Below are 15,635 nucleotides of genomic sequence, written 5' to 3' on the forward strand. Positions count from 1 at the left end.
GCGTCCCAGGAGCCTCCATGTATCTCGCCGCCGGCAGGGGCAGCCCATCGCACACCCCCGACCCCGGACCCGCCCCCGCCACTTCCGAACGAGCCACCGGCCGGACGCGCGTCGCCTCCACGGTCGTCGCGCTCGGCGCGGTCAGTCTGGTCACCGACATCTCCTCCGAGATGGTCACCGCCGTCCTCCCCCTCTACCTCGTCCTCGGCCTCGGCCTCAGCCCGCTCCAGTTCGGCTTTTTCGACGGGCTCTACAACGGCGTCACCGCGTTCGTGCGGCTCGCCGGCGGGCACGCCGCGGACCGCTGGCGGCGTCACAGGCTCGTCGCCGGTTCCGGATACGCCCTGTCCACGGTCTGCAAGCTGGGTCTGCTGCTCGCCGGCAGTTCCACCCCGGCGCTGACGGCGGCACTCGCCGCCGACCGCGTGGGCAAAGGTGTCCGTACGGCACCGCGCGACGCTCTGATCTCGGTCAGCTGCGAGGAGCGGGACCTCGGCCGCGCCTTCGGCGTGCACCGCGCGATGGACACGACGGGCGCCCTGCTCGGCCCTCTCCTGGCGTTCGCCCTGCTCTGGGCGACGGCGGACGCGTACGACGCGGTGTTCGTCGTCAGTTTCTGTTTCGGCCTGCTCGGCGTCGTGCTGCTGTTCGCGTTCGTCCCCGGCCGCGGCATCGCGCCCGTCCGGGCGGGCAGCGCCACCACCCTGCGCTCGACCCTGGCTCTGGTGACGGCTCCGGTCTTCCGCCGGGTTCTGGGGGCGGCGACCCTCCTGGGAGCGGTGTCCGTCGGCGACGGCTTCCTCTACCTGGTCCTGCAGAAGCGTCTCGACCTGGACGCGGCCTGGTTCCCCCTGCTGCCGCTGGGCAGCGCGGGCGTCTATCTGCTGCTCGCCGTACCCGTCGGCAGGGCCGCCGACAGGATCGGCCGCCGCACTCCTTATCTGATGGGGCACGTTGCCCTGCTCGGCGCGTACGTCGTGCTCTTCTCCCCCGCCACCGGCTGGCCCCTGACCGTCTCCGTGCTGATCCTGCACGGTTCCTTCTACGCGGCCACGGACGGTGTGCTGATGGCGCTCGGCGGTCCGGTGATCCCCGAGGAGCAGCGGGCGGGCGGACTGGCGCTGCTCCAGTCCGGGCAGGCGGTCGGCCGACTGCTCGCCTCCGTGGCGTTCGGTGCCGTGTGGACGCTCTGGAGCATGCACGCGGCTCTGGTGACGGCGTCCGCCGCTCTGGCCGCCGCCCTGTTCGCCGCCCGCCTTCTCGTTCCAGCCGCTCTTCCGGAGTCCCGATGACCTCGATGTCCCTGCGTGCCCGCGTCACAGCCGTGACCGTCACCACCGCGGTGCTGGCGACGATCGCCGTCGTGTACACCGTCCGTGCCGCCGACCGGAACGGGAGCGCCGCGCCCAGGTCCTCCGGCGTCACCCTCGACAACACTCCCGGCCTGTACTTCCGTACCGCCGACGGCACGATCACCGCTCAGGCGGGAAGCGGGCGCAGGGCGACGGGTCTGACGTGCAGACGCTTCTACGCGAGTGGTGGCAGCGCGGTCTGTCTGACCACGGAGCCGGGCATCCCGCCGAGGGCCCGGGCCGTGGTCCTCGACCGCTCACTGCGCCCGAAACGCACCGTCACCTTCGGCGGAACCCCGGACCGGGCGCGGGTCTCCCCGTCCGGACGGATGGTCTCGTGGACCGTCTTCGTCAGCGGCGACTCGTACGCCGGCTCGTCGTTCTCCACACGCAGCGGCATCCTCGACACCCGGACCGGCTACCTGATCAAGAACGTGGAGACCGTCCAGCTCTCCGTCGACGGCAAGCGCTACAGCGCGCCCGACGTCAACTACTGGGGCATCACCTTCGGCCGGGACGACAACCGTTTCTACGCGACCGTGTCCACCCGCGGCCGGACCCATCTGGTCGAAGGCGACCTGAGCAGGTGGACGGCCCGCACCGTCCGCGAGAACGTCGAGTGCCCCTCACTCTCCCCGGACGGCACGCGCATCGCCTACAAGAAGCGTGTCCGTGAAGGGACCGAGAACCCCTGGCGGCTGCATGTCCTCGACCTGACGACAATGCGCGACACCCCGCTGGCCGAGGCGCGCAGCGTCGACGACCAGGCCGCATGGCTGGACGACTCGACGGTCGCCTACGCCCTCCCGGCAGCCGCCGGGGGCTCCTCCGACATCTGGTCCGTACGGGCCGACGGCACGGGCGCGGCGGAACTCGTGGTCCGCGGAGGCTCATCGCCCAGCAGGGTTCGGGCCGCGGGACGGCCGGCAGCGTGAAAATTTCCTCAACTCGTGAACGGCACGGCCCATGGTCTCGTACAACATCACGAACCGGCCGGTACCCGGGCCGGACGACATGAGGGAGCCAGCATGACCGCATCGCAGGGGACCACGCGGACCGTGGCGCGCCGTACCGTCGTCGCGGCGGTGGGCGGAGCCGGTCTCACCGTCGCGCTGACCGCGTGCGGCGGCTCGGAGGAGACGGCGCAGACCGGGTCCGGCGAACCGGCCGGCGAGGGCGCCGCCACGTCGGGAGGCGGTACGGGCGGCGCGGGCGGCGCGGGCGGCGCGGGCGGTACGGTGCTCGCCAAGACCACCGACATCCCGGCGGGCGGCGGCAAGGTCGTCGGCGACGTGGTGATCACTCAGCCGGTGGCGGGCGAGTTCAAGGCCTTCTCCTCCAAGTGCACCCACCAGGGCTGCGCGGTCAAGGACGTCTCGAACGGCATCATCAACTGCCCGTGCCACAACAGCCGGTTCGACGCGTCCGACGGCAGTGTCAAGGGTGGCCCGGCGACCGCTCCGCTGCCGCCCGCGTCGATCACCGTGGACGGGGACTCGATCAAGCTCGCGTGACGCGGCGCGGCCCCTTCCAGCAGGACACCACCTCGTCGGTGGTGGCGATCGTCGCCACCAGCGAGAGGGTGTTGCGGATCATCGCGGGGGTGTACTCGGCGGGCACTCCCGCGATGGCGTCGGACACGACGACCGCGGTGTAGCCGCGGTTCACCGCGTCGAACACCGCACCCGGGACGGCCACGTTGGCCGAGACGCCGGTGACGACCAGGGTGCGGCAGCCGAGGTTGCGCAGGATCGGATCGACGTCGGTGCCGGCCAGCGGTGAGAGTCCGTGCAGTCTGCGTACGACGATGTCCTCGGGAGCCACCTCGATGGGCGGGGCCACGCGTACCGCGGCCGTTCCGGTGTACTGCTGCACGGGCAACCGTTCCGCGGCCCTGAACAGCCGCGCGTTGCGGTTGGCCCCTCTGCCGTCGGGACGCCGCTCGGCCACCGCGTGCAGCACCTGCACACCGGCGTCGTGGGCGGCGGCGACCAGCCGTGCGACGTTGCGGAGCGCGCCGGAGGAGCTGGCCTGCGCGGCGAGTTCCGGCAGGGCACTGTCCTTCCCGACGACGCCCTGCTGGCATTCGACGGTGAGGAGCGCGGTGGTGGGCGCCTCGAGTTGCTCCATCAGCTGGGGGAACGACGGCATGGGGCTCCTCCTCGGTGTCCCGCCCCGCCTCGGTGTCCCGCCCCTCGGCGGGAGGTCCTGGCACGCGCGGCGCGGGGGCGCGACGGTAGTCCCCATTGCGCGGCGAAGGAAGAGCCTCCATGCTGGCCGGACGAGTTCTACTGACGGCCAGTCAGCCGACCTGCGGAGGAACACGGATGACCGCCACCCAGCGCCGGGGCCGGCGCATCATGATGACCCCTGGCGAGCTGGACGCGTTCCTGACCGAGCAGCGGACCTGCCGGGTCGCCACCGTCTCCGCGGACGGTCGCCCGCACGTCAGCGCGCTGTGGTTCGCCTGGGACGGTACGTCGCTGTGGCTCTACTCCCTCACCCGCAGCCGGCGCTGGGCGGATCTGCGCCGCGACCCGCACATCGCCGTGGTGGTCGACGACGGCGAGGAGTACGGGGAGCTGCGGGGCGTCGAGCTCTCCGGCACCGCCGTGTTCGTCGGGGAGGCGCCGCGCACCGGCGAGGAATGTCCCGAACTCGTCGTGCCGGAGGCGCTGTTCGCCGCCAAGAACTTCGACCTGGACGCGATGCCGCACGACGGCCGGCACGCCTGGCTGCGGCTCACCCCCGAAGCGGTCGCGTCCTGGGACTTCCGCAAGATGTCAGGCGTCTGACCCGGCCGCCCCGCGCAGCGCCTCGACCGCCGCCCTGATGGACGGCCTGCGGTCGGCGTCCGTGCGCCACACCGCGTGGACGTGGCGGCGCATCTTCTGCCGTACGGCCACCATCGCGACACCGTCCGGCACCGCCCCCCGCCCGAGCCTCGGTGCGATGCAGACGCCTAGCCCCGCGGCGATCAGGGCGAGCTGCGTGTGCAACTCACCCGCCAGGTGCGCGATCCGCGGCTCGACACCTTTGGAACGGAGGGTGAAGACCAGCCACTCGCGGCATCCCTCACCCTCCGGCCAGGACACCCACTCGTCGTCGGCGAGCTCCTCGAGGTCGATGTCCGTGCGGCCCGCGAGGTGATGGCCGGCGGGTACGGCGACATCGGGGATGTCGTCGAGCAGATGCGCCTGCGTGAGTCCGCTCGGCACGGGCAACCGCCTGTTGCTCCAGTTGAGCACCACGGCGAGGTCGAGATCACCGCGGATGACCGCTCTGACGGAAGCCTCCGGTTCCAGTTCCCTCGACAGGACCCGCAGTTCAGGATGGTCGCGACGCAGGGAGGAGAGTGCGACCGGATACAGTCCGCGGGCCGCGGTCGGGAACGCCCCGATACTGACCTCGCCCACCGCCTGCCCGCGCCGGGCCTCTATGTCGGACTGCGCGAGCTCGACCTGGGAGAGGATACGCGCGGCATGGTCGGCGAGGAGCCGGCCGGCGTCGGTGAGGCGTACGCCCCTTCCGTTCTTCGCCACCAGTTGCTGCCCGACCTCGCGCTCCAGCTTCGCCATCTGCTGGGAGACGGCCGACGTGGTGACATGCAGGCCGTCGGCGGCCGCGCCGACCGAGCCGTGCCTGGCCAGCGCGTCCAGCGTGCGCAGCCGCTCCAAGTTCAACATGTAAGCGATGCTAAGCGATTGAGTCGAGAAATTCTCGCTTGTCCTAATAGGTGGGGCAGGTCATCGTTGACCCCATGAGCACCGCAACCACCGGGCCGGACAACGCCTCCACCGCCGTCGCCCCCGCCGTTTCGGACCTCCCGCCGAACACCACCGACGCCCTTACGACTCCCGCCGCCGCCCCCGTCACCCCTCCGCGCCGACGCGCCGTCGACTGGCGCATCCGCTTCGCGGTGCTCTCGGGGGTCTGGGGCTTCAGCTTCCTTCTCATCAAGGTCGGAACCGGCGCGTACGCACCGTTCCAGGTGACGTTCGGACGTCTCTTCTTCGGAACGGCGGTGCTGGCCGTCGCCATGGCCGTCCGCCGCGACCGACTGCCGCGGGGCCTGCGGACCTGGGGCCATCTCACGGTCGCGGCCTTCCTGCTCAACGCGCTGCCGTTCTCGCTCTTCGCCTACGCGGAGCTCACGATCCCGTCGACCCTGGCCGGCATCTGCAACGCCACCTCTCCCCTGTGGGGGATGCTGCTGTCGCTCGTCGCCCTGTCGGAGGACCGGCCCACCCGCCGCCGCGTCGCGGGACTGGGCATCGGATTCCTCGGAGTGCTCACCGTCCTCGGCGCCTGGCAGGGCTTCTCCGGACTGGACTTCGGCGGCACGGCCATGGCGTTGCTCGCCTCGCTCAGCTACCCGATCGGCTGGATCTACGTACGCCGCACGCTGGCGGGTTCCGGCGACTCGCATCTCTCGCTCATCGGATCCCAGTTGGGGCTGGCAACGGTCCAGCTCGCCATCGTGACACCGATGTTCACCACGCTGCCCGCCTCGTTCCCGCTGGTCCCGCTGCTCGCGGTGGTCACCCTCGGCGTCATCGGCACCGGGCTGGCGCTCCTCATCCAGTACGGGCTGGTCGCCGAGGTCGGACCGACGACCGGACAGATGGTCACGTACTTCGTCCCCGTCATCGCGACGGCGGCCGGAGTGGCGATCCTCGGCGAGCACCTCAGCTGGAACACACCGGTGGGCGCGCTGATCGTCCTGGTGGGCGCGGCACTGACACAGAGCCGGCCGAAGCGGGCGCCCGCGGTGGACGCCCGGTCGTGAGAGCTGCCCGGGCTCAGCCGTAACTGCGGGCCGGCATCGGGCCGCTCGCCGAGGCGACCGCTTCGGCGAGCGGCCCGATGTCGTCCGGTGTCAGGTTCGACACGGTCAGCCTGACACCCGGTGGCGAGGACATCCGGAAACGCGCACCCGGCGCCACCGCCCAGCCGGCGTGCAGCAGCCGTGTCACGGCGCCCGTCTCGTCCTGCACCGGCACCCACACGTTCATGCCACTGCGGCCACGGGCCTCGACCCCCCTGCGCGCCAGCGCGTCGATGAGTGCGTCACGCCGCTCGCCGTAGGAGCGGGCGACGGCGCCCGGATCGACGGCGTCGGCCGCCCACAGATGGGCGACGGTGTGCTGCAGCAGCCGGCTGACCCAGCCCGGCCCCAGCCCGAACCTCCCCTGGACGCGGTCGACGGTGACGGTGTCGCCCGTGAGGACGGCCACCCGCAGGTCCGGCCCGTACGCCTTGGCCACGGAGCGCACGAAGGCCCAGTTGTCGGTCACGCCGGCGAGGGGGTGGAGCGGCTGGTCGACGATGGCGTGACCGTGGTCGTCCTCGATGAGCAGAGTGCCCGGGAACCGCCCCAGCACGGCCCGTAGTTGATCCGCGCGGCGGCGGCTCACGGCCGCGCCGGTCGGGTTCTGCGCCCGGTCGGTGACGACGACGGCGCGCGCCCCCGCGATCAGCGCACGCTCCACCTCGCCGTGCAGCGGCCCGTCGTCGTCGAGCGCGACGGGGAGGGGTTTGAGGCCCAGCGCCGAGACCAGGTCGAGCAGACTCCCCCATCCCGGGTCCTCGACGGCGACCGCGTCCCCCGGCCGCAGGTGCGCGACCAGGACCCGTTCGATGGCGTCAAGGGCTCCCGATGTGGCGGCGAGCGGCCCTGCGGGAACCCCGTCCGCGTCCATCGCGGCACGCGCGAGGCGCACGAACTCGGGGTCGAGCGGCGCCCTGCCGTACAGACCGGGCTCCCGCGCGTGCCGCGCGGCGGCGGCGGCGAGCGCGTCGCCCAGCGATGGAAGCAGTGCGGTGTCGGGGTTGCCTTCGCCGAGATCCCGTACGCCGGGGGGCGCGTCGACCCGGATGGATCCGCGCGCGGTGCTCGCCGGGCGCGGGCGTACGCGACTGCCTCTGCGCCCGGCCGTCTCGATCACCCCGCGCTCGCGCAGGGTGCGGTAGGCGGCGGCGACGGTGTTCGGGTTCACGCCCAGTTCGGTGGCCAGTTCGCGCATGGGCGGCAGCAGCCGGCCCGGCTCGAGGTCGCCCGCTCCGACGGCACGCTCGATGCTCGCCGCGATCTCCGATGCACGCCGCCCGATGATCCGATAGTCTCCTAGCACAAAACACATTATGCACTAGTGCAATGGAGGGCGCAATGCCGGAGACAACGGAAACCACCTACGAGCAGACCGCGCGGACGATTCCCACGCGTTCTCGTGAGCGCGCGTCGTACGACCGCACCCTGGTGCACTCGATACTCGACACGGCCTATGTGTGCCACCTCGGCTTCGTCCGCGACGGAGCGCCGGTCGTCCTGCCGACCCTGTTCGCCCGCGTCGGTGAGCGGCTGTACGTGCACGGCTCGACGGGATCACGTCCGCTGCGCATGGCGGGCGAGGCGGACCCGGGCCTGCCCGTGTGTCTGACGGTGACGCATGTCGACGGCCTGGTGCTGGCCCGCTCCGCCTTCCACCACTCGCTCAACTACCGCTCGGTGGTGGTCCACGGCACCGCCCAGCAGGTCACCGACCCGTCGGAGAAGCGCATCGCGCTCGACGCCCTGGTCGACCATGCCGTTCCCGGCCGTTCCACGGACTCCCGCCCCGCCGACGCCAAGGAACTGGCGGCGACCGCCGTGCTCCGCCTCGACCTCACGGAGGTCTCGGCCAAGACCCGCACCGGCGGGCCGAACGACGACCCGGCCGACCTTTCGCTCCCTCACTGGGCCGGAGTCGTTCCCGTCACCGTCACCCAGGGCCTCCCGGTGCCTGCGCCCGATCTCGCGCCGTCGACCCCGGTGCCGACCTACCTCTGAGCCCGCCCGGCAGGCCCGGCCCCGCACGGGGTGCGGGACCGGGACGGACGCGGGACCGGGAACGGACGCGGGACCAGGGAGAGACGAGTACCCGGTCACGGGACGACGAGCGCCGCGGATCCAGGTCCCCGCAAGGGCCGCCCGGCGGCGCGTCAGGCCGGTGCCGGCAGTCTCCTGCGGACCGCAGCGCCTCGCGCCTCCGCCGCCGCCAGTCCCGTGACCGCCGTCAGCAGCAGCAGCGTCCCCACGACCGTCGCCGACGTCAGGTGCTCGCCCAGCAGGGTCACGGCGATGACCGCCGCGCTCACCGGCTCCAGCAGCATGATCACCGAGACGGTCGCGGAGCGGACGACCGCCGCGCCCGCGAAGTACAGGGCGTAGGCGAGCGCGGTCGGCACGGCGGCGACGTACACCAGCAGAGAGACGACCCGGAGCGGATCCGCGGTGTGCGGCAGCATGCCCTCGGCCAGCGCCATCGGCAGCAGACCCACGCATCCGATGGCGAATGCCCAGGCAGTGGTGGACAGCGAGTCGCCGCCGCCTCCGCCCCGGCCGAGCCACCTCGTCAGCAGGGTGATCGCCGCGTACCCGGCGGCCGACAGCAGGGCGAGTGCGACACCCAGCGGCCGCACGGCCGCGCCCTCGCCGCCGAGTACGAGTACGCCGAGCCCGGCCAGCGCCCCGACGACGGCCAGGGCCCCGCCGCGTCCGAGCCGTTCACCCATGGTCAGCCGTGCGCCGAGGGCGATGAGCACGGGACCGGCGCCCAGCGTCACGACGGTGCCCACAGCGAGACCGGTCGCTTCGACGGCCCCGAAGTACGCGCTCTGGAAGACGGTGAGCCCGACGCCCGTGGCCAGAATGCGCAGGATCCGACGCCGCCTCGGCTCGGCGGGCAGCGCGGCGTCGCCCCGGCTCCGCGCCCGGAGCGCGAGGACCGGAACCAGCAGCAGGAGCCCGCCGACGCAGCGCCAGAACGACAGGGCGAGCGGCCCGAGGTCGCTCACCTGGAACACGAGGGACGCGGCGGCACCGGCTGTCCCCCAGGCGAACCCGGCGAAGACCAGGCAGGTGAGACCTCGTCCGACGGACATACCGGCAGGCAGGCCGACGGGCATGCCGACAGCGGGAGTTGAAGAGGAATTCGACACGTGACTTCTCCGTGTGAAGATACGGACGGCTGATTGCTCGGCTCAGTCACGCGGGCAGCACCGACCCGCTCGGGGACACCCCGAGCACGGTCTTCTTGGAGTACGTCCGCCCGCGCTAGGCGGCAGGCGGCGGAAGTACGGTCGAATGCATGATCGCCACCTTACGGCGCACGGTGCCCTCCGGACAACTCCCCCGTCGCGCCGGTACCCCCGGCCGCCGCGGGCAGCGGCTCCGGCCCGCCGGCCGCCACCGGCCCGGCCGGCGGCCTGGGCGCCTGGGACTGCGCGATGAACGCGCCCACGAGGACCACCGCGCCACCGGCGATCTGCGGCGCCGACAGGTGTTCATGGAGCAGCACCCACGCCAGTACCGTCGCGATGACCGCCTCCAGGCAGGCGACGACCCCCGCGACCTGCGGTGACAGCTTGCGCACGGAGATGACACCGGTGACGTACGCGAGCACGGTGGCGATCAGCACGATCCACACCAGCAGCAGCGCGGCGGGCACGCCCGCGCCCCCCATGTCGACGGCGCCGGCCAGCAGCGACCAGTCCATGCCCCAGGGCCTGGCCACGACCGTGAGCACCGCCGCGCCGATGAGCAGTCCGAACGCGATCACGCCCAGCGGGTCGGGGGCGTCGTCGCCGTCACCGCCCTGGTCGGACAGGACGAAGTAGCCGACCTGGCAGCAGGCGGCGCCGAGCGCCAGCACGAGTCCGAGCACATCGAAGCTCAGCCCTGCCCACACCTCCACGACGCACGCGAGGCCCGCGACCGCCAGGACGACGCCGGCAGCGGCCGCCCTCGTCACGGGGCGGTGCTGGACGAAGCGGACCCAGCCGAGCACGAGCGCCGGTGCCAGGTACTCGACGAGCAGGGCGACCCCGACGGGGATACGGGAGATCGCGGCGAAGTAGCAGGCCTGCACGCCGGCCACGGCCAGCAGGCCGAATCCGGCCAGCAGCGCCGGCCTGCGCCGCAGGAGTGCCCGGTGGTGCCAGGCCACCGGGAGCATGACGAGCGCCGCGCCCGCGACGCGCAGCCACACCACATGAAGCGGATCGAGACCCGCCTCGATCAGCGGCTTGGCCGCCACACCCGATCCACCGAACGCGAAGGCCGAGCCCAGGGCGAGTCCCAGGCCGGCGTTTCTTCCCCGAGACGCTTGCATCGGCCCATCATGTCAGCGTCGGTCAGCACCGTCACCCTTGTGACACATGTCGAGACAGTAGCGAGATCCAGCCTCTCCGATGACCGCCGAACAGAGCTGACTGTTCGTCAGTATTGAATGTTCGCCCACTCACGGCTACGGTCCGCGACACCCGAACCCGACTCGAAGGGGTGGCCGCATGGCCGAAGTCAGCGCGGAGGCACGCATAGAGGCACCGGCCGCCAAGGTCTGGGCCCAGCTGACCGACTTCGCCTCGTACGACCGTTGGAACGCGACCCACACCAGCTTCCCCAAGGGCGGCCCGGCCCCTCTGGAGACCGGGGCCGCCTTCGCGGAGAACATGAAGCTGATGGGCTTCCCCGCCGAGGTGACCTGGACGGTGGAGGAACTGGAGACGGAGCGGGTGCTCGCCATCAAGGGCAAGGGTCCGATGTCCGTCACCGTGGGCACCCGCTACTCGCTCACCCCGGCAGGCGACGCCACGGTCGTGCGGATCGACGGCGAGTTCACCGGGGCGGCCGTGTCACTGATGGCGGGCAAGCTCAAGGACTCGGCGACGGCGGCACTCGACGAGTCCCTCCGCAGGCTCGGCGGACTGGTCTCCTGATCGGCGGCGCAGGTGGCGCGAAAGGGGCCCCGCGATCACGCGGGACCCCTCCACGGCCGCACCTCGGCGGTCGGCTCAGTGCTCGTCGGCGAGGATCAGATAGAGCTTCTTGCGGGCCTCGTTGATGACGGCCACCGCCTTCTGCCGCTGCTCGACGTCGCCCGTCTTCCAGACCTGGCCGAACGCCTCCATCAGACCGAAGCCGGCCTGCCGGATCTCGTTGAGGGTGTCCCAGTCGACACCGCGCCCCGCTTCCTCCCAGGGTGCCTCCGGGCCCGACTCGGCCTCGGTGCGACCCGTATCGGTCAGCGTGAACAGCTTCTTGCCGCCCTCGCTCGCACTGACGATCAGCCCTTCGTCCTCCAGCAGCTGAAGCGTCGGGTAGACCGAGCCCGGACTGGGCTTCCACGCCCCGCCGCTGCGCTCGCCGATCTCCTGGATCATCTCGTAGCCGTGCATCGGGCGGTCCTTCAGCAGGGCCAGGATCGAAGCACGCACATCACCGCGCCGCGCCCTGCCCCGGCCACCACGCCCGCGCCCGTCGCCGAAGGGCCCGCCGCCGAACGGCGGTCCCCACGGTCCGAACGCCGCGCGCCGGCCATCGTGGTCACCCTGACCCCGATGGCCGGGCCCGCAGTGCCCATGACCGTGGCCGTGGTCGTGTTCCGGTCCGAATCCATGTGAACGCATCGCTACGCTCCCTCCATCGTTGATCTGTCGTGATGCATCAACGATATATCGGAAACAATCGAACGACAAGGCTCTCCCGGTCCAACCGTCCCGAATTGGCCTTGGCCCGCCGCTTCACCGGCGCTCTACGGTCACGTCATGCGGATCCGAATCGTCGACGCCTTCACCGACCGTCCCTTCGCGGGGAACCCCGCCGGGGTCCTCCTCCTGGAGCCGGGCGGCTTCCCCCCGGACTCCTGGCTCCAGCAGGTCGCCACCGAGCTGAACCTCTCCGAGACCGCCTTCGCCCACCCTCTGCCCGCCGGCGGTGACGCGGACTGGGCACTGCGCTGGTTCACCCCCGCCACGGAGGTCGACATGTGCGGCCATGCCACGGTGGCCACCGCGCACGTCCTGCACACCACGGGGACGGCGACCGGCACCGTGCGCTTCGCCGCACGCTGCGGGACCCTGACCGCCGTCGCGCACGAGGACGGCACGCTCACGCTCGACTTCCCCACCGCCCCGCTGACACCGGTGGAGATTCCGGACGGCATCGCGGAAGCGCTCGGCGCGAAGGTCCTCTCCGCGCACGACACCGGGCCGCACGTCGGCGACCTGCTGGTCGAGCTCGTGGACGAGGAGTCCGTACGCGGCCTGACCCCCGACTTCCCCGCCCTCGTGGCCCACTCCGCACGCGGCATCATCGCCACCGCCGGCGCGGCGGATGCGTCGTCCGGCTACGACTTCGTCTCCCGCGGCTTCTTCCCCCAGGTCGGCATCGACGAGGACCCGGTCACCGGCAGCGCCCACACGGCGCTCGCCCCCTTCTGGTCGGCCCGCCTCGGCCGCGCCGAACTGACCGGGCTCCAGGCATCCGCCCGCTCCGGACTGGTCCGCACCACGCTGCGCGGCGACCGGACACTGCTCACCGGCCGCGCGGTGACCGTGATCGACGGCGAACTGCTCGTCGCGCCCTGACCCGCACACGGGTGAGGGGGTGTGCGGCACGTGCCGCACACCCCCTCACCCGTTCCGCGCGCCGCGCCACCACGTTCACGCGGCGCGACCTCTACACGGTGGGCAGCCAGTCCACCCTTCCGGCCAGCAGCCCGTATCCGACGAAGGCGACGATGTCGAGCAGCGCGTGGGCCGCCACCAGTGGCCCGACCCGGCCCCACCGCCGGTACAGGAGCACGAAGACCACACCCATGACCATGTTGCCGATGAACCCGCCGACGCCCTGGTAGAGGTGGTACGAGCCGCGCAGCACCGAGCTCGCGACCAGGGCCGCCATCGGCGTCCACCCCAACTGACCGAGCCTGCGCAGCAGATAACCGACCACGATCACCTCCTCCACCACCGAGTTCTGCACAGCGGAGAGGATCAGCACCGGGTACTTCCACCAGACGTCGGGCAGCGACTCGGGCACCACCGTGAGGTTGAATCCCGAGGTCCGCGCCAGGAGGTAGAACGCCAGCCCCGCGCCGCCGATCCCGGCGGCGACCAGCGTGCCGCGTCCGAGGTCGTACCAGGGCCTGCGCCGGTCGAAGCCGATGGCACCGAGCCCGGCACGCTCCCGGATCAGCAGATGCGCGACGAGTGCCACCGGCACCAGCGCGGTGGCGATCCCGAAGAGCTGCCAGGCGAGGTCGAGCCACGGCCGTCCCGGCGCGTAGGACCCGTTGAGGGTCGCCGCCTGGTCCTTCAGCCCACCGGGTTCGGTCAGCGAGCCGATGAAGCTGATCAGTGCGGAGACTCCACTGGCGCCGAGCGACAGTGCCAGTACGAGCACCGTCTCCGAGCGCAGGATCCCCCGCCGCATCGCCTCCTGCGGCAAGGGTCCGGCCACATCTCCCGCCTCCGCGTGCACACCAGCCTCCAGTCGTTCCACCGCATGGGACGTCACAGCTTGCCCGACGAACCTACGGCGGAATCAGCCAGGTCCGTCAGGACGCGGCCCCCGGGAAGCCGACCGGCCAGGTGTGCACGGGCTGTCCCTCACGCATCAGCTCGCAGTAGCGGCGGGTCATCGCCGCCAGGGCGGCGTCCCGGCCCAGACCGGCCTCGAGGGCGCGGTGATAGGTGTCCGCCTGCCAGGAGGCCCCGTTGGCGCCGCGCCGGCACCGCTGCTCGATCACTCCCAGATACAGGTCCCGGTCCGCGGGCGCCACGTTCCAGGCGTCGAGGCCGGCCGCCGCCAGCGGCAGCAGTTCGTCCCGGACGAGTTTCACGACGGGGACCCGTGTGACACCTCCGCGGCCGGGCCGGGGCCACTGCAGTTCCGCGTCGATGCCGTGCCGGCACGCGGTGTCGAAGTTCTCCTCCGCGGCGGCGAAGGGCAGCCTCGTCCACACCGGGCGGGCCTCCTCGGCGAGCGCGCGCACCAGACCGTAGTAGAAGGCCGCGTTCGCGATCACGTCGGTGACCGTCGGGCCCGCCGGCAGCACCCGGTTCTCCACGCGCAGATGGGGAACGCCGTCGACGACCTCGTACACCGGTCGGTTCCAGCGGTAGATGGTGCCGTTGTGCAGAACCAGTTCCTGCAGCCGCGGAACTCCGCCGTCCGCGAGCACGCGCAGCGGGTCCTCCTCGTCGCAGAAGGGCAACAGCGCGGGGAAGTAGCGGACGTTCTCCTCGAAGAGGTCGTACGCCGAGTCGACCCACCGCTCGCCGAACCAGGTCCGCGGGCGCACCCCCTGTGCCTGCAGTTCCGGAGGGCGGGTGTCGGTCGCCTGCTGGAAGAGCGGCGGCCGGGACTCGCGCATCAGCTCCTTGCCGAACAGGAACGGCGAGTTGGCCCCGACGGCGACCTGAACCGCCGCCACCGCCTGCGCGGCGTTCCACACATCGGCGAACCGGCCGGGCGTGACCTGGAGGTGCAACTGCACCGAGGTGCAGGCCGCTTCGGGCGCGATCGACGCCGAGGTGCACTCCAGCCGCTCCACGCCCTCGATGTCGAGGGAGAAGTTCTCGCCGCGCGCCGCCACGATCTGGTCGTTGAGCAGCATGTAGCGGTCCACGTCGGAAAGGTTCGCGGAAACGAGGTCCTGCTGCACCAGGGTCGGCAGAATTCCGACCATCACGATCCCCGCGCCGATCTCCTGCGCCTTGCGATCGGCATATCCCAGCCCGGTGTGCAGCTCCTCTGCCAGCTGATCGAGTACTCGGCCGTCCAACCGGTGCGGAACGATGTTCACTTCCAGATTGAACATGCCGAGCTCGGTCTGGAAATCGGGACTGGCGATACGCGAGAGAACTTCGGCATTCATCATCCTCGGCATGCCGTCCGTGCCGGCGAGATTCAGCTCTATCTCCAGCCCCATCAGATTCCTGGGCCGTTCGAACCGCTTCTCCGCCAGCAGTTGCCCCAGGCCCTCCAGGCACTGTCGCAGCTTCTCCCGGTACCGTTGCCGATCGGACAGGTCGAACCCGCCTGCCACGATCTTCTCCCCCATCGAAGCGTCCCTCCTCGAGTGGGCACCACGCAGCGCGGACCGCTGACGTCATGGACGATAATGCCCAGACTCATTGATCCATAACGTCCCCGCGCGAGGGCCCGGCCCGATAGGCTGGAGTCAGCATCCGGCAGGCACATTCCCCGGGCATGACGCACAGGGCATTTTCCAGCACTGGCAGCGCCGAAAAAGACAGTCCTGATTCGGCCTACCACGCGGGAGTCGAAACCGCAGGCCGCAGCCGCGAAGGCGTGCAAAATCGCCGGAATGAGAGCAGGAAACGGGCCGATTCCGGCCTTGCTCGAAATACCCGCGACGGCTAGCGGAAACATTGAGTGAACACGTGTCGTATAAACTCCGCGAGGGCAGTGAGTTGGCATCCGGTGTCTTCCGGCCG

General features: G+C 71.4%; 16 protein-coding genes. 8 read left to right on the top strand and 8 right to left on the bottom strand.

Annotation, left to right across the window (positions count from 1 at the left end):
- Nucleotides 1-17 precede the first annotated feature (17 nt).
- From ACFYV1_RS30300 to ACFYV1_RS30310, 3 genes are all read left to right on the top strand, one after another.
- A complete protein-coding gene (locus ACFYV1_RS30300; protein WP_389398804.1) occupies nt 18-1,292 on the top strand; it encodes an MFS transporter in 1,275 nt (424 codons plus the stop codon).
- Nucleotides 1,289-2,287, top strand: a complete 999-nt coding sequence (locus ACFYV1_RS30305) for a hypothetical protein (RefSeq protein WP_389398805.1) — start codon at nt 1,289-1,291, stop codon at nt 2,285-2,287. The genes ACFYV1_RS30300 and ACFYV1_RS30305 overlap by 4 nt, the downstream gene beginning before the upstream one ends.
- Before the next feature lie 93 nt (nt 2,288-2,380).
- A complete protein-coding gene (locus tag ACFYV1_RS30310) occupies nt 2,381-2,866 on the top strand; it encodes a Rieske (2Fe-2S) protein (RefSeq protein ID WP_389398806.1) in 486 nt (161 codons plus the stop codon).
- Here the strand turns inward: ACFYV1_RS30310 and ACFYV1_RS30315 are convergent.
- Nucleotides 2,853-3,503 carry a cysteine hydrolase gene (locus tag ACFYV1_RS30315; RefSeq protein ID WP_389398807.1) on the bottom strand — a complete coding sequence of 217 codons (651 nt, stop codon included), beginning with the start codon at nt 3,501-3,503 and terminating at the stop codon, nt 2,853-2,855. The genes ACFYV1_RS30310 and ACFYV1_RS30315 overlap by 14 nt on opposite strands.
- Nucleotides 3,504-3,679: 176 nt before the next feature.
- Between ACFYV1_RS30315 and ACFYV1_RS30320 the strand changes: the two genes are divergently transcribed.
- Complete coding sequence (locus ACFYV1_RS30320) at nt 3,680-4,147, top strand: pyridoxamine 5'-phosphate oxidase family protein (protein WP_389398808.1); 468 nt, start codon at nt 3,680-3,682, stop codon at nt 4,145-4,147.
- On the opposite strand, the gene ACFYV1_RS30325 is transcribed toward ACFYV1_RS30320, so the two are convergent.
- Nucleotides 4,136-5,038 carry a LysR family transcriptional regulator gene (locus ACFYV1_RS30325; RefSeq protein ID WP_389398809.1) on the bottom strand — a complete coding sequence of 301 codons (903 nt, stop codon included), beginning with the start codon at nt 5,036-5,038 and terminating at the stop codon, nt 4,136-4,138. The two genes, ACFYV1_RS30320 and ACFYV1_RS30325, sit on opposite strands and share 12 nt — an antisense overlap.
- 74 nt (nt 5,039-5,112) lie before the next feature.
- On the opposite strand from ACFYV1_RS30325, the gene ACFYV1_RS30330 reads away from it, so the two are divergent.
- Nucleotides 5,113-6,141 (top strand): DMT family transporter, encoded by a 1,029-nt coding sequence (locus ACFYV1_RS30330; RefSeq protein WP_389398810.1) that lies wholly within the window; start codon nt 5,113-5,115, stop codon nt 6,139-6,141.
- 13 nt (nt 6,142-6,154) lie between these two features.
- On the opposite strand, the gene ACFYV1_RS30335 is transcribed toward ACFYV1_RS30330, so the two are convergent.
- The gene (locus ACFYV1_RS30335) at nt 6,155-7,486 is read right to left on the bottom strand and encodes an aminotransferase class I/II-fold pyridoxal phosphate-dependent enzyme (protein WP_389398811.1); all 1,332 of its coding nucleotides are present in this window, start codon (nt 7,484-7,486) and stop codon (nt 6,155-6,157) included.
- Nucleotides 7,487-7,521: 35 nt separating this feature from the next.
- Here ACFYV1_RS30335 and ACFYV1_RS30340 point away from each other — a divergent pair, with 35 nt between their 5' ends.
- Nucleotides 7,522-8,181, top strand: a complete 660-nt coding sequence (locus ACFYV1_RS30340; RefSeq protein ID WP_389398812.1) for a pyridoxamine 5'-phosphate oxidase family protein — start codon at nt 7,522-7,524, stop codon at nt 8,179-8,181.
- A 152-nt stretch (nt 8,182-8,333) separates the two neighbouring features.
- Here ACFYV1_RS30340 and ACFYV1_RS30345 read toward each other — a convergent pair whose 3' ends face one another.
- On the bottom strand, nt 8,334-9,275 hold the full coding sequence (locus ACFYV1_RS30345; protein ID WP_389398813.1) for a DMT family transporter: 942 nt from the start codon (nt 9,273-9,275) through the stop codon (nt 8,334-8,336).
- Nucleotides 9,276-9,493: 218 nt separating this feature from the next.
- Entirely contained in the window at nt 9,494-10,504 is a 1,011-nt protein-coding gene (locus ACFYV1_RS30350) for a DMT family transporter (protein WP_389398814.1), read from the bottom strand.
- A gap of 178 nt (nt 10,505-10,682) precedes the next feature.
- Here ACFYV1_RS30350 and ACFYV1_RS30355 point away from each other — a divergent pair, with 178 nt between their 5' ends.
- A complete protein-coding gene (locus ACFYV1_RS30355) occupies nt 10,683-11,111 on the top strand; it encodes an SRPBCC family protein (RefSeq protein ID WP_389398815.1) in 429 nt (142 codons plus the stop codon).
- Between the two features lie 75 nt (nt 11,112-11,186).
- Here ACFYV1_RS30355 and ACFYV1_RS30360 read toward each other — a convergent pair whose 3' ends face one another.
- The gene (locus ACFYV1_RS30360; RefSeq protein WP_389398816.1) at nt 11,187-11,801 is read right to left on the bottom strand and encodes a PadR family transcriptional regulator; all 615 of its coding nucleotides are present in this window, start codon (nt 11,799-11,801) and stop codon (nt 11,187-11,189) included.
- Nucleotides 11,802-11,939: 138 nt separating this feature from the next.
- Between ACFYV1_RS30360 and ACFYV1_RS30365 the strand changes: the two genes are divergently transcribed.
- A complete protein-coding gene (locus tag ACFYV1_RS30365; RefSeq protein ID WP_389398817.1) occupies nt 11,940-12,761 on the top strand; it encodes a PhzF family phenazine biosynthesis protein in 822 nt (273 codons plus the stop codon).
- 91 nt (nt 12,762-12,852) lie between these two features.
- Here the strand turns inward: ACFYV1_RS30365 and ACFYV1_RS30370 are convergent, their stop codons facing one another.
- Together ACFYV1_RS30370 and ACFYV1_RS30375 are read right to left on the bottom strand one after the other, a co-directional pair.
- Nucleotides 12,853-13,632, bottom strand: coding sequence for a CPBP family intramembrane glutamic endopeptidase (locus ACFYV1_RS30370; RefSeq protein ID WP_389398818.1), 780 nt, complete (start codon nt 13,630-13,632; stop codon nt 12,853-12,855).
- Between the two features lie 97 nt (nt 13,633-13,729).
- A complete protein-coding gene (locus ACFYV1_RS30375; protein WP_389398819.1) occupies nt 13,730-15,238 on the bottom strand; it encodes a glutamate--cysteine ligase in 1,509 nt (502 codons plus the stop codon).
- Nucleotides 15,239-15,635 lie beyond the last annotated feature (397 nt).

Source organism: Streptomyces sp. NPDC003023 (assembly GCF_042888225.1).
In the GTDB taxonomy this organism is placed as follows: Bacteria; Actinomycetota; Actinomycetes; order Streptomycetales; family Streptomycetaceae; genus Streptomyces.

Excerpts from the sequence above, each read along its gene's own strand:
- ACFYV1_RS30300 (WP_389398804.1), top strand. The coding sequence starts at position 18 with ATGTATCTCGCCGCCGGCAGGGGCAGCCCATCGCACACCCCCGACCCC.
- ACFYV1_RS30305 (WP_389398805.1), top strand. The coding sequence starts at position 1,289 with ATGACCTCGATGTCCCTGCGTGCCCGCGTCACAGCCGTGACCGTCACC.
- ACFYV1_RS30310 (WP_389398806.1), top strand. The coding sequence starts at position 2,381 with ATGACCGCATCGCAGGGGACCACGCGGACCGTGGCGCGCCGTACCGTC.
- ACFYV1_RS30315 (WP_389398807.1), bottom strand. The coding sequence starts at position 3,503 with ATGCCGTCGTTCCCCCAGCTGATGGAGCAACTCGAGGCGCCCACCACC.
- ACFYV1_RS30320 (WP_389398808.1), top strand. The coding sequence starts at position 3,680 with ATGACCGCCACCCAGCGCCGGGGCCGGCGCATCATGATGACCCCTGGC.
- ACFYV1_RS30325 (WP_389398809.1), bottom strand. The coding sequence starts at position 5,038 with ATGTTGAACTTGGAGCGGCTGCGCACGCTGGACGCGCTGGCCAGGCAC.
- ACFYV1_RS30330 (WP_389398810.1), top strand. The coding sequence starts at position 5,113 with ATGAGCACCGCAACCACCGGGCCGGACAACGCCTCCACCGCCGTCGCC.
- ACFYV1_RS30340 (WP_389398812.1), top strand. The coding sequence starts at position 7,522 with ATGCCGGAGACAACGGAAACCACCTACGAGCAGACCGCGCGGACGATT.
- ACFYV1_RS30345 (WP_389398813.1), bottom strand. The coding sequence starts at position 9,275 with ATGTCCGTCGGACGAGGTCTCACCTGCCTGGTCTTCGCCGGGTTCGCC.
- ACFYV1_RS30350 (WP_389398814.1), bottom strand. The coding sequence starts at position 10,504 with ATGCAAGCGTCTCGGGGAAGAAACGCCGGCCTGGGACTCGCCCTGGGC.
- ACFYV1_RS30355 (WP_389398815.1), top strand. The coding sequence starts at position 10,683 with ATGGCCGAAGTCAGCGCGGAGGCACGCATAGAGGCACCGGCCGCCAAG.
- ACFYV1_RS30360 (WP_389398816.1), bottom strand. The coding sequence starts at position 11,801 with ATGCGTTCACATGGATTCGGACCGGAACACGACCACGGCCACGGTCAT.
- ACFYV1_RS30365 (WP_389398817.1), top strand. The coding sequence starts at position 11,940 with ATGCGGATCCGAATCGTCGACGCCTTCACCGACCGTCCCTTCGCGGGG.
- ACFYV1_RS30375 (WP_389398819.1), bottom strand. The coding sequence starts at position 15,238 with ATGGGGGAGAAGATCGTGGCAGGCGGGTTCGACCTGTCCGATCGGCAA.